We start from the raw sequence: 12,909 nt of genomic DNA on the forward strand, positions 1-12,909 counted from the left end.
TCCCCGAGCCCCCCATGAAGGCACTCTTCTCCACCCTGACGGCCCTGTCCGTGCTGCTGGCCGCCCCTGGCGCGCTCGCGCAGGACCCGGCGTCTTGCAGCCTGCAGTCCACCTCTCGCCTGGACGCGCTGCTCAACCCCGCGCGCGGCAGCGACGAGCGCTTCTTCACCAGCCCCAGCGGCCCGCCCAACATCCTGCTCATCCTGGATACGTCGGGCTCCATGGCGTACTGGCCCATCGCCTGGAGCAACAACGACTACCAGAGCTATTCCAAAAACAGCTCCGGCACCTTCCCCGGCTGCCGTCAGGCCAACATCGACGAGCTGAACTACGACGCCAACGTCGAGTACCCGCGGATGTGGCTGTCGCTGACCAACCAGGACTCGCCCTGGTTCGTGCCCACCAACTACTACCGCTTCGATGGCAACGGCAGCACCACGCAGTCCAGCTTCGGGATGACCCGCAACCCGGTGAAATTCAACGAGCCGCCGCCCAACACGGTCATCAGTGGCACCGCGGCAGAGGCGTGCGCCCAGGTGGTGGACTCCGGCAACAACACCACCCAGGCCGCCGCGCGCGCCGCGTGCGCGCAGTGCCTCGCGACGAAGGGCTACTTCCAATACACGCAAGAGAAGCGCGTGGCTTCCGGCAACTTCCTCAACTTCTATTCGCCGCGCGGCCACTCCGCCGTCAACGTCATCAGCCAGGTGCTCAAGGACTCGGAGCGCACGCGCTTCGGCGTGGTGACGTTCTCCGCGAGCAGCGAAGCCACCGACACGGCGAAGTGGAGCGGCCAGGACGTGGTGCGCTTCGAGCGCTTCGGTCCCAGCTGCGGCGACTCGCTCAGCGGCGCGAAGCGTGAAGATCACCGCAACAACCTGCTCATCAAGATGCGGAACGGGCTGCGCTTCAACACGGGCACGCCCCTGACACAGGCCATGTGGGGGGCCAGCACCTACTTCCGCTCCGCCGGCAGCGACCCGTTCCCCGGCTGGTTCGGCAGCGGATACCTGCTCGACTCGGGCTTCAACGACGAGGCTGCGCCCGGACGAGCCGCCACCTGCTTCACCTGCGGCTTCAACGCCATGATTCTGCTCACGGACGGGGAGCCCAACGAGCCCGGCGGTGACTCCGCCCAGGTCCCGGCCAAGGTGCGCAACCTGGAAGTCCCCTGCACCAACTGCGCCGCGGCCGGCCAGGGCAGCAACAGCGGCGGCTCCAGCAGCCACATCCACCGCATCGCCAAGTGGATGTGGACGAACGACCTGCGGCCGGAACTGGATGGGACGCAGCAGGTGGCCACCTACACCGTGGGCTTCGCGCTGACGAACACGCAGGCCATCAACCTGCTGCGCGTCACCGCGGACGCGGGCGGCGGGCGCTTCTACGCGGCCACCAACTCCAGCCAGCTGAAGACGGCGCTCCAGGCCATCGTCGACGACGTGCAGAACCGGAACATCGCGTTCGCCGCCGCGGCCATCTCCTCGTTCCAGACGGGCAGCTCCACGCTCAGCGCGCTGATGCCGCGCATGTCGCCCGCCTCCGGTGACAGCGCCTGGCGCGGCGACTTGTGGCGCTTCAACCAGTTCAACGAGTTCGTGGAAGGTGTCGACAAGAACGGCGACGGCGACATGGACGACATCTTCGTCGTGGACCGGGACGGGGACATCGTCGTCGAGGACACATCCGGCAACTTCATCAAGGACGGAGGCAGCACCCCGGCCAACCAGTTCTGGGAGGCGCGCCGCGCGCTGCTGGCCCGGGCGCTGAACAGCCGGAAGATCTACACGGTGACGGACAGCAACCAGGACGGGCGCATCACCGCCGCGGACAACACGGCGACGCCCATCGAGTTCACCGTGGAGAACCGCGAGGTGCTGAAGAGCTACTTCGGCATCCTCGGCACCCCGGTCTGCCCGAAGGTGCTGTCGCTCAGCCCCCTGGAGATCGACCCGGGCACGTTGATGACGGGCCTCCGGCTGACGCCCCAGCAGGCCGCCGCGGCCATGAGCGTCGCGGTACCCGGCTTCGGCAACCTGACGCAGGCGCAGACCTGGGTGAACGACATCTGCGTGCGCACGCTCATCCAATACGTGCGCGGCCAGGACCTGGCGGACGAGGACGGCAACGGCAACCGCACCGAGGTGCGCCGCTCCGTGCTGGGCGACATCTTCCACTCCGCGCCGGTGCTGGTGGACCCGCCCATGGACAAGTTCCTGTGCAACCTGGGCATGAGCAACCAGTGCACGCGCACCCTCTACAGCCAGCAACTGGGCGTGTCGCCCACACCGCTCGCCACGGAGAGCATCAGCCGCTGCGGCAACACCGTGGAGGTGGACGCGTATGACGCGTACCTGCACCGCTACCGCCGCCGCGACAAGCTGGTGCTGGTGGGCGCCAACGACGGCATGCTGCACGCCTTCCGCGACAGCACCGCGAGCAACGACAACTGCGAGGGCGGCCTGCCCATGATTGAGTACTCGCCCAGCAACGGCGAGGAGGAGTGGGCCTTCATCCCGCCCGACCTGCTGTCGCGCCTGCACGAGATGGCGGGCGGCCACCAGTACTACGTGGACGGCGACATCATGGTGCGCGACGTGTGGGCGGACGGCTCGGACGGCTCGCAGCCGGACGGCATCAAGCAGTCCACCGAGTACCACACGATGGCGGTGATTTCGGAGGGACGCGGCGGCGTGCACTACCTGGCGCTGGAGCTGCGCGCGGACTCGGGCACCGGCCGCTTCGGCGCGCCCCGGATGCAGTGGATGTACCCGCAGCCGGACTCCCCGGAGGCCGCCCTCTTCGGCAAGACGCTCTTCTCGCTCAGCCCCAAGCCGCCGCCCATTGGCCCCGTGCTGGTGGAGGCGGGCACCTCGGCCGGTCCCGTGTCCCGCTACAACGTGGAGACCCAGGAGCGGTGGATGGTGGCCCTGTCGGGCGGCTGGTCCCCCGGCCAGGAGAAGGGCCGCGGCATCTACATGGTGGACGCGTGGTCCCCCGAGGTGAATGGCCGCACCGACAACCTGTGGTGGAAGTTCGAATACGACCCGAACGCCACCGGCGAACAGCACGGGCCCGCGCGGCACCTCACGCACAGCGTGGCGGCGCCCGTGGCGCTGGTGGACTACGGCGTGGCGGGCAACGTGCAACAGGACGGCTTCTTCGACACGGCCGTCTTCGGTGACATGCGCGGCCAGCTGTGGGTGGCGCGCATGTCCGTGCCCGGTGCGCTGGACCCGAGCACCCGGCTCATCCGCAACTGGAGCGCCGCGCGCGCCTTCCAGATGGACCGGGACGCAGTGGGTCCGTCGGGCGGCCAGGGCGACAGCCTCACGCGCACGTGGCCCTTCTATTACGTGCCCTCCATTGGCATCCAGCCGGGCACGGGCGCCATGCGCGCGCTCGTCGGCACGGGTGACCGCTACGCGCTGCTGGATGACCAGGCCGGCATCTGCCGCTTCGACAACCCGCAGGCCTGCGCGCGCTACGGGTGCGGCAACGTGGAGGTGGACTACCGCGTGGACCGCATCGGCGAGAACGTCACCCAGTCGCGGCACCAGTGGACGCAGCGGGGACTGGCACAGTCCACGCTGACGCGTGGGACGGCCTCGCAGCCCGCCTGTGGCGACCCGGGCCAGACGGTGGTGTCGGCCCGGTTCACCCGGCACGAGGCCCGCTCCTGCCCGGGAGCGCCCCAGGACTACACCTCCATGAGCCCCGCGCGCGTGGAGTGCGGCAAGGACGCCGACGGCCACTTCCGCTGCCTCGACGTGAGCAACGTGGCGCCCAACTTCGCGGACCTGGAGCTGACCCGCACCGTCAACGCCATTGGGAAGAATCGCTTCTACGGCGTGCGCGTATACGGCGTGGCCGGGCAGACGTTCGCCGAGGATGCCACCGCTGTTTCCGCGGAGGGCCCCATGACGGCGAGCCAGTTCGACGCGAAACGCCTGAGCGACCGCACCAGCGACAACGACACCAGCGGTGACCTGGTGGACGTGACGAACATCACCTGCGACGCGTCCGGGGCCTGCTCCGCGACGGGCGCCACGCCCGAAGGCAATGGGTGGATGCTGGAGTACACGGACAACCACACCCACAAGACGGCGGGCGGCGCGGCCACGGTGGCCAGCTGCACGCTGTGGAACGTCATCTACCCGTCGCAGGACGGCGAGGTGTGCAGCAGCACCGCCGCCCGGGCCCGCTTCTACCAGGCGGACTTCCTCAGCGGTCTGCCCAACTGCGCCGCGTCCTTCGAGAACGCGCGCTACCAGGAGCGCGCGGTGCTGTCACCGCCGCCCGAGCCCGCCACCGCGGTGATGATTTCGCCCACGGGCAGCGTGAAATACAGCGCCGTCATGCAGGAGCCCGGACAGCGCCAGGCCACCTCGGTGGACGTGTCGGAGAACAGCGAGGTGCTCCAGAACGTGTACGAGCTGCCCCTCACCCAGGAACAGCACGCCTGCCGCCACGAGAACGCGGCCAGCTGCCAGCCGTGACGGCGTGAAGGCCCGCCCTCCCCGCTCGCCTGGGGAGGGCGTCTGGCGTTAGAAGACGGGCATGCCCGCACTCGAAGACGCCATCGCGCTCGCGGTGGCCGCGCATCACGGCCAGCGAGACAAGGCCGGCCAGACGTACATCCTCCACCCGCTGCGGGTGATGATGCGGCTGGACACGGATGAAGAGCGCACCGTGGCCATCCTCCACGACGTGGTGGAGGACACGCCCTACACGCTCGAGCGACTGCGCGAGCTGGGCTACCCGGAAAACGTCCTGGGCGCGCTGGACGCCCTCACCCGCCGCCAGGACGAAACATACGAGGCCTTCATCGAACGGCTGCGCCCGCTGGCGCTCGCCCGCCGCGTGAAGCTGGCGGACCTGGAAGACAACATGGACGTGCGGCGGCTGGCCGCGGTGACGCCCAAGGACGCCGAGCGCCTGGCCCGCTACCGCGCCGCCTGGGCCCGCCTGCGCGAACCCTAGAAGACACGACGGCCCGGAGCGCCACGGGGGCGACTCCGGGCCGTAGTGCTACCAGCGCCCGCCGAGGAAAGCAGGGCGCCGGTTCCTTCCTCTCCGCGCTAGCCCTTGGCGAGCTGGCGGAGCACGTACTGCAAGATGCCGCCGTGACGGTAGTAGTCGAGCTCGTTCGGCGTGTCGATGCGGCACACCACCGTGAACTCCTTGGTGCCGCTCTCGCCCGTGGCCTTCACGGTGAGCTTCTTCTGCGGCGCCAGGTCCTGCGCCACGCCGGTGATGTCGAACTTCTCGTGGCCGGTGAGGCCCAGCGACTGCGCGTCCTGGCCCGCCTCGAACTGGAGCGGCAGCACGCCCATGCCCACCAGGTTGGAGCGGTGGATGCGCTCGAAGCTCTTGGCGATGACGGCCTTCACGCCCAGCAGCATGGTGCCCTTGGCCGCCCAGTCACGGCTGGAGCCGGTGCCGTACTCCGCACCCGCCAGCACCACCAGCGGCGTGCCCTCCGCCTGGTACTTCATGGACGCGTCGTAGATGCTCATCCGCTCGCGCGTGGGGATGTGGACGGTGACGCCGCCCTCCACGCCCGGGACCAGCAGGTTCTTCAGGCGGATGTTGGCGAAGGTGCCGCGCACCATCACCTCGTGGTTGCCGCGGCGCGCGCCGTAGGAGTTGAAGTCCTTGGGCTCCACGCCGTTGGCCATGAGGTACTTGGCCGCCGGGCTCGTCTTGGCGATGTTGCCCGCGGGGGAGATGTGGTCCGTGGTGACGGAGTCACCCAGCAGCGCCATCACGTGCGCGCCATGGATGTCCTGCGTCGCCTTGGGCTCCTTCGGCAGGTTGTCGAAGAAGGGCGGCTTGCGCACGTAGGTGGACGCGTCGTCCCACTGGAACGTGGAGCCCTTGCCCACCGGCAGCTGCTGCCAGAGCGCGTCGCCGTCCATGGCGTTGGCGTACTGGCTGCGGAACTGCTCCGGCTTCACGGAGGTGCGGATGACCTCCTGAATCTCCTCGTTGGTGGGCCAGATGTCCTTGAGGAACACGGGACGCCCGTTGGGGTCGTTGCCCAGCGGCTCGTTGTCCAGGTCCATGCCCACTTCACCCGCCAGCGCGTAGGCCACCACCAACGGCGGGCTGGCCAGGTAGTTCATGCGCACGTGCGGGTTGATGCGGCCTTCGAAGTTGCGGTTGCCGGACAGCACCGCGGCGACAACCAAGTCACCCTCGGTGACGGCGTTGGCCACGGGCTCCGTCAGCGGACCGGAGTTGCCGATGCACGTCGTGCAGCCGTAGCCCACGATGTGGAAGCCCACGGCCTCCAGGTACGGCAGCAGGCCGGCGTCGCGCAGGTACTCGCTGACGACGCGGCTGCCCGGGGCCAGGGACGTCTTCACCCACGGCTTCGGGTTGAGGCCGCGCTCCACGGCCTTCTTGGCCAGGATGCCCGCGCCCACCAGAACCGCCGGGTTGGAGGTGTTGGTGCAGGACGTAATCGACGCAATCACCACCGCGCCGTGGCCCATCTGGTAGCTCTGGCGGCCGTTCTTCACCGTGACAGTCTGCGCCAGACGCTCGGGAGGCACCGCGGCGGCGGCCTTGCCCTTGCCACCCTCCTCGTCCTCGCCCTTGCTCTTGCCGGCCGACAGCATCTCCACCAGCGACTTCTCGTAGCCGGACTTCATGTCCTTGAGGGGCACGCGGTCCTGCGGGCGCTTGGGGCCGGCGAGGCTGGGCACCACGGTGGACAGGTCCAGCTCCAGCGTGTCACTGAAGATGGGGTCCTCGGCGTCGTCACGCCGCCACAGGCCCTGCTCCTTGGCGTAGGCCTCGGTGAGGGCCACCAGGTCGTCCGGACGGCCGGTGAAGCGCAGGTAGTTGAGGCTCTCCTCGTCCACCGGGAAGAAGCCGATGGTGGCACCGTACTCGGGCGCCATGTTCGCGATGGTGGCTCGGTCCGGCAGGGACAGGTTCTTCAGGCCGCTGCCGTAGAACTCCACGAACTTGCCCACCACGCCCTTCTTGCGAAGCATCTGCGTGACGGTGAGCACCAGGTCCGTGGCGGTGGCGCCCGCGGGCAGCTTGCCGGAGAGCTTGAAGCCCACCACCTGCGGAATCAGCATCGTAATCGGCTGGCCCAGCAGCGCGGCCTCGGCCTCGATGCCGCCCACGCCCCAGCCCACCACGCCCAGGCCGTTGATCATCGTGGTGTGGCTGTCGGTGCCCACCAGCGTGTCCGGGTACACGGTGCTGCCCTGGCGGAACGTCACGTGCGCCAGGAACTCCAGGTTGACCTGGTGGCAGATGCCGATGTCCGGCGGAACCACGCCAAAGCCCTTGAACGCGCTCTGGCCCCAGCGGAGGAACGCGTACCGCTCACGGTTGCGCTCGAACTCCAGCTCGGCGTTCTCCTTGAACGCGGCGGACGTCGCGAAGGAGTCAATCTGCACCGAGTGGTCGATGACCAGGTCGGCCGGGTTGCGCGGGTTGATCTTGTCCGGGTTGCCGCCCATGGAGGCCAGCGCCTCACGCATGGCCGCCAGGTCCACCACCGCGGGCACGCCCGTGAAGTCCTGGAGAAGCACGCGGGCGGGGTGGAAGGAGATTTCCACGTCCGGGGTGGCCTTGGGGTCCCACGCCAGCATCTTCTCCACGTGCTCGCGCTTCACCACACGACCGTCCTCGTGGCGCAGCAGGTTCTCCAGCAGGACCTTCAGCGAGAACGGCAGGCGGTTCACCGCCGGGTGGGTTTTCGCCAGCTTGCCCAGGCTGAAGAGGTCATAGGTGGCAGAGCCCACCTTGAGCTGGGACTTCGTGCCGAAACTGTCGGTCATGTGTGTTGCCGTCCTTCCTTGCGCGGGATGCGGGAACTTCTAGGCCCCCCGTTGACGCGTTGCAAAGGGTTCCTGCGAGCGCATTGAGGGCCGGACGCTTCGAGCCGCGGATGTGCAGCCCCGCTCATCGGAACCATGCGGCCCGCTGAGGGGCGGACAGGTGTGGCTCAAATGATTTTGCGAAGCAGAGACAGGGCCCGCTCCAGCAGCTTCTGCCACAGGGGCCGGCGACGGAACTCCGCCAGCGTCACCTCGCGGCAGTCCCCGCAGTCACCGCGGAAGGAGTCCTCCAGTTGCTGTCCCAAGCGACGGTCGGCAAAGACTGCGTTCACCTCATGATTGAAGGCCAGGCTGAGGCGCTCCAGGTTGAAAGAGCCGATGGTGCCCCACACCCCGTCCACCACGGCCGTCTTGGCGTGCAGCACGCCGCGCTGCCACTCGAAGATGCGGACGCCCGCGCTCAGCAGCCGCTCGTAGAAGGCCCGGGCCATGAACTCCAGGATGGGGTGGTCACTGCGAGCGTTGAGCAGCAGATGGACCTCCACCCCGCGCCGGGCCGCCTCGCGCAGCGCCATCACCATGCGCCGATCTGGAATGAAGTAGGCGGCGGCCACCAGCACGCTGCGCCGGGCCCGGCGGATGGCGTGCAGGTAGGCCCGGTGGATGCTTCGCCGACTGGACAACACCGCCAGCCCTACCGTGCCGCGCCGGGGCGGTGGGTTGCGCAGGCGCTCCAGCCGCCGGGTCAGCCGGTGGAAGCGGCCCTGGAACATCATCCGCCACGTGGCGGAGAAACACCGCTCCAGCTCGTGGACGGCCGGCCCTTCGATGCGCAGCACGTCATCCCGCCACGCCGCGCCAATCTCCGCGGGCGCCCAATGGGCGGAGATGTTCACCCCACCGGTGAAGGCCACCTCGCCGTCCACCACCAGGATTTTGCGGTGGTCCCTCCGCAGCAGGTGCCGCAGCCCGCGTGACAGGCTGAAGGGCTTGAAGGCGCGGATGTCCACGCCCCGCGCGCGCAGCCCGGCGAAGAAGCTCCGGCGGCTCGTCCAGGAGCCCACCGCGTCGTACAACACCTTCACGTGCACACCGCGCTCGGCCGCCTCCGCCAGCGCCTCGCCGAACAGCTCGCCGACGGCGTCGGAGACGAACATGTACGTCTCCATGCGGACATAACGGCGCGCCCCGCGGATGGCCTCCAGCATCGCCGGGTAGGCCTCCACGCCGTCGCGTAGCAGCTGGCATGCGTTGCCCTGCACCACCCCGTGGCGGCGCGGCAGGTAGTAGCGCGACAGGAGCGGCCCGGAGACGTTGGGGCTCCACACCGGCCCATGCTCCGGCACGGGCCCTGGGGGCGTGGGCGCACGCCGCGGCGCGCCCGTGTCCACGTCCCCCGACTGCTCGGTCAACGCCTCCTGGTCACGCATGGCCTCCCATACGGTGCGGATGCCCGCGCGCCCCGGCAACCCGAGCCGCATCGCAGCCTGCCTTCCAGTGCCAGCCGGTGTCCGGAAGCCGACGGGACAACCCCGCGACTTCACGGACACCGGAAAGCCGTGGCGCGGCCTAGAGGCCGTACTCCGCGCGCTTGGCGTCCGCGCGGGTGGCGCACGGCTGGTCGAACTCCGGGAAGTACTCCTTCACGTGGTCCAGGGTGGCGGAGGCGCTCTTGTAGTTGCCCTGGTTGTAGTAGCCCTCCACCTCAAGCAGCAGCTTGGAGCAGGTGCGGTCCAGCTCCTGCTGCGCCGCCTTCATGCGCTCCTGGGCGTCGTAGTAGAGGTCGGGCTTCGGCTCCGGGTGGGCCTCCAGCATCAGCCACGACACGCGGAAGGACTTCCAGGCCTCGTAGCGGTTGCGAGCGCCGATGTCCGGCGTCTGGAAGTGCTTCAAGCCACGCTTGTGGTACTCGGTGGCCTCGCGCACCAGCTCCTCCGGCAGCAGGTCCGGCAGCAGCGCGCGCTCCACCCAGATATTCCAGATGACCCACGGGTCTTCGCCCGGCGGATTCTTCACGTTGTCGAAGATGATGCGGTTGGGCTCGCCCTTCTTCAGGTGCTGCGCCGGAATCATCAGTTCGATGGAGCGGTCCTGGCTGGCCAGCGTGTCGGGCGGCACCTTGCCCACGTCCACGCCGTTGACGCTCACCACGACCTCGTCCTTGGAGATGCCCTGGGCCTGGTAGTGGAGGATGACCACCGCGCGCGTGGCGGCGGTGTACTCCCACTCGAAGACCTTCATGTCCGGGCGCTCCCACGTCACACCCGGCCCCAGGCCGAACGAGTCGCGGATGGGCGCGCCGGTCAACATCGAGGGCTCCTCGCCCACCGGCTGACCATCCTCGCCGCTCAGCACCAGCCAGTAGAGGACGCCGAACAGCGCGAGCACCATGGCCACGCCGCCACCGATGATGCCGGTGCGCACGCCCTGGCTGGCGTCCGCCCAGAAGAGCTTCGCGCTGGACACCACGCCGGGGGACTCACGCCGGATGCGCGCGCGCTCCGCCGCGGACAGGCCACCACCGCCCGACGCGGACGGCGACGGACGGGCCCGGGCCGGCGGGGGCGAACTGGACGGCCGCTTCGCGGGCGGTGCCGCTGGCGCCGAGCGCTCCATGGCCGCCTGCCGTGAGCCGCTCTGCCCCTGGGACACGGGGCGCAGGGCCTGCAGGTTGGAGCGGGTGGCGCCCTCGCGGATTTCGTTCAGCGCCTCCTGGTCCGCACCTTCCGGGGCCAGCGCGACGCCCTTGTTGCGCTGCCGCTTCAGGGAATCCAGGGAGACGATGCGCGTGCTGCCATCGCCGTCCTGGGCGCCGGCGGGGAGCTCTTCTTCACCCGTGGCCGGCTCGTCCGTCAGCATGGCGAAGATGAACGTCACCGGCCCCAGGGTCAGCTTGTCGCCGTCCTCAAGCACCTGCGTCTTCACCGGACTGCCGTTGACGAGCGACCCGTTGGCGCTGCCCTGGTCCTCGACGGCGTAGACATCACCGTCGAGGAAGATGCGGCAGTGGCGCCGGGACACACCCGGGTCGAACAGCGCGACGTCGCAATCCGTCGAACGGCCGATGAGAACGGAGTCCTGGTCGAAGACGAACTCCTTACCGGCTTCTCTACCCTCGGAGATCGTCAGCTGGAAAGGCATGGGGGGTTACAATCCTACAGAGGCCCGCGCCGCTCGGGCAACGGCCGCGCGCGCGGAGGCCGGTTCCATGACCTGCGCCTCGCCACCGAAGGACAGGACCCACTGGGTGAGCCAGCGTTCGCTGTCCCCCGCCACCAGCACCTCCACGCCCCCGTCGGCAAGCGGGCGGGCGTCCTGGCCGAAGCGCTCCTTCACGTAGGGTGCGGCCACGGGGGAGAAGCGCACGCGCACCGAGGAATCCGTCAGCCCCCGCGCCGGGTTGGGCACGTCCGCCCGGGCGTCCGCGGGCGGCTGGAAGGCCACGTCCGTGACGAGGATGTCCTCCATCCGGTCCAGGCGGAACAGGCGCGCGTCCTGCCGGGTGTGACAGTAGCCCTGCAGATACCACTGCCCCCGGTGGCTGAGCAGCTCGTAGGGGCGCACGGTGCGCGGCTCCGGCGACCGGCCGGGGCTGGCATAGCCGAACGTCACCTCCAAGCGCTCGATGATGGCCCGGGTGAGCGGCCCCAGGGCCTGGGGCGCCTCGGTGGACGCATCAATCTTCCGGTACATCTCCCGGTAGCGCTCGCGGGTGGCGGGCGGCAGCACGCGCTCCAGCTTCTGGAGGGCGCTCTGCAACGCGTCCCCCGTGGCCGGCCGCAGCAGCTCCGCAGACGCGGCCAGCGCCGCGGCCTCGCCCGGCGTCAACCGGGGCGGCGCGAAGAGGCGCTGATCCAGGTCCACGTAGACGCGGTCGTTGTCCACGTAGATGTCGATGTAGTCGTCCGGGTTGAAGGGCGGCCGGCCCACGCAGGTGAGCAGGTCCAGCTCCTCCAGCAGGTCCTCGCGGCTGATGTTGAGGGCGCGCGCGAGCGCGTCCACCGTGACGCCGGGGTGCTTGGAGACGTAGGGAACCAGGAACAGCAGGCGGCGGAGCCGCTCGTGGACGTTGCTCATGCGCTCACCTTGTCCAGCGAATCGTCGTGGCACGACACGATGCGCGAGGCCATCTCGCGCAGACGCGCCTGCGCCCGTTCGGGGCCCTCCACGCGGCAGTCCGGCCCCAGCGCCAGGCAGAAGCGCATCAGGCCGTCCACGAACGTGACCGGCAGCCGCGCCCGCACCGCCCCCTCCTCCGCCGGCTCCAGCGTGGCGCCGGGCAACAGGCTCGCGGCCCGCGAGGCGAGCGTGCCCGACAGGTGGAGCACCACCTCCACCTGCTCATGGAAGCGGTGCTGCCACGGGAAGTACGGCACGTGGGCCTCCAGCGAGAAGTCCGCCGGCACCTGGAAGTCCGGCGTGCGCGGGCGCGCCGTGTTCACCTTGAGTTCGCGAATCCGGTGGACGTGGAAGGTCCGCAAGTCCTTGCGCAGGTGGCAGTACCCCACCAGCGTCCAGGCGCCGCGGCGCAGCGCCAGGCCATACGGGTCCACCCGCCGCTGCGTGGTGCCGGCCTGCTTGGGGCTGGCATACGTCAGGTCCACCCACTTGCGGGCCGCGCACGCATCCCAGAGCTGCTCCAGGCGCGCGGAAATCTCCTTCTCCTGGCCCTCATGCACGGAGCCCAGCTCCATGCGCACCCGGGGTGTGGGTAGGGATTGACCGGCGAAGAAGCCTATCTTCCGCAGCGCGTGCGCCAGGTCATCCCGGCCCGGGAAGGCCCCCGACGCCAGCGCCGCGGAGCCGGCGGCGTAGAGCACGGCCAGCTCCTCCTTGGAGAGGTCCGCCTCCGGGAGGTAGTAGGCGTCCCGGTCGACGATGTAGCCGTCCCGGCGCTCGTCGTCTCCCTGCACGTACGTCAGCGGAAAGCCCAGCTCCACCAGCTCCGCCTTGTCGCGCTCGAACTTGCGCTCGGCGGCATCATCGGAGCCGCCGTAGTCACCAGGGAAGTGCTCGCGCAGCTCGGCCCAGGAGATGGGCTCGCGTGCGTCGAGCAGAAGGGCCACGAGGTCGAGGATGCGTTCAGTGCGGTCCATTGGAA

7 protein-coding genes are annotated in these 12,909 nt (G+C 69.4%); 2 read left to right on the forward strand and 5 right to left on the reverse strand.

The window, feature by feature from the left end:
- Nucleotides 1-14: 14 nt before the first annotated feature.
- Entirely contained in the window at nt 15-4,499 is a 4,485-nt protein-coding gene (locus FMP39_RS13735) for a PilC/PilY family type IV pilus protein (protein WP_141590336.1), read from the forward strand.
- A gap of 61 nt (nt 4,500-4,560) precedes the next feature.
- Complete coding sequence (locus tag FMP39_RS13740; protein ID WP_140788353.1) at nt 4,561-4,983, forward strand: HD domain-containing protein; 423 nt, start codon at nt 4,561-4,563, stop codon at nt 4,981-4,983.
- Between the two features lie 98 nt (nt 4,984-5,081).
- Here the strand turns inward: FMP39_RS13740 and acnA are convergent, their stop codons facing one another.
- The 5 genes from acnA to FMP39_RS13765 form a co-directional block, all read right to left on the reverse strand.
- Nucleotides 5,082-7,808, reverse strand: a complete 2,727-nt coding sequence (gene acnA / locus FMP39_RS13745) for an aconitate hydratase AcnA (protein ID WP_141590337.1) — start codon at nt 7,806-7,808, stop codon at nt 5,082-5,084.
- Between the two features lie 167 nt (nt 7,809-7,975).
- Nucleotides 7,976-9,238, reverse strand: coding sequence for a cardiolipin synthase ClsB (clsB, locus tag FMP39_RS13750; protein ID WP_141590338.1), 1,263 nt, complete (start codon nt 9,236-9,238; stop codon nt 7,976-7,978).
- A 139-nt stretch (nt 9,239-9,377) separates the two neighbouring features.
- Nucleotides 9,378-10,949 carry an FHA domain-containing protein gene (locus FMP39_RS13755; RefSeq protein ID WP_141590339.1) on the reverse strand — a complete coding sequence of 524 codons (1,572 nt, stop codon included), beginning with the start codon at nt 10,947-10,949 and terminating at the stop codon, nt 9,378-9,380.
- Between the two features lie 6 nt (nt 10,950-10,955).
- Nucleotides 10,956-11,885 (reverse strand): YafY family protein, encoded by a 930-nt coding sequence (locus FMP39_RS13760; RefSeq protein ID WP_141590340.1) that lies wholly within the window; start codon nt 11,883-11,885, stop codon nt 10,956-10,958.
- Entirely contained in the window at nt 11,882-12,904 is a 1,023-nt protein-coding gene (locus FMP39_RS13765; protein ID WP_141590341.1) for a YafY family protein, read from the reverse strand. The genes FMP39_RS13760 and FMP39_RS13765 overlap by 4 nt, the downstream gene beginning before the upstream one ends.
- Nucleotides 12,905-12,909 lie beyond the last annotated feature (5 nt).

The organism is Myxococcus sp. AB056, assembly GCF_006547365.1.
GTDB classification, from domain to species: Bacteria; Myxococcota; Myxococcia; order Myxococcales; family Myxococcaceae; genus Myxococcus; species Myxococcus virescens.

Excerpts from the sequence above, each read along its gene's own strand:
- FMP39_RS13735 (WP_141590336.1), top strand. The coding sequence starts at position 15 with ATGAAGGCACTCTTCTCCACCCTGACGGCCCTGTCCGTGCTGCTGGCC.
- FMP39_RS13740 (WP_140788353.1), top strand. The coding sequence starts at position 4,561 with ATGCCCGCACTCGAAGACGCCATCGCGCTCGCGGTGGCCGCGCATCAC.
- acnA (WP_141590337.1), bottom strand. The coding sequence starts at position 7,808 with ATGACCGACAGTTTCGGCACGAAGTCCCAGCTCAAGGTGGGCTCTGCC.
- clsB (WP_141590338.1), bottom strand. The coding sequence starts at position 9,238 with ATGCGTGACCAGGAGGCGTTGACCGAGCAGTCGGGGGACGTGGACACG.
- FMP39_RS13755 (WP_141590339.1), bottom strand. The coding sequence starts at position 10,949 with ATGCCTTTCCAGCTGACGATCTCCGAGGGTAGAGAAGCCGGTAAGGAG.
- FMP39_RS13760 (WP_141590340.1), bottom strand. The coding sequence starts at position 11,885 with ATGAGCAACGTCCACGAGCGGCTCCGCCGCCTGCTGTTCCTGGTTCCC.
- FMP39_RS13765 (WP_141590341.1), bottom strand. The coding sequence starts at position 12,904 with ATGGACCGCACTGAACGCATCCTCGACCTCGTGGCCCTTCTGCTCGAC.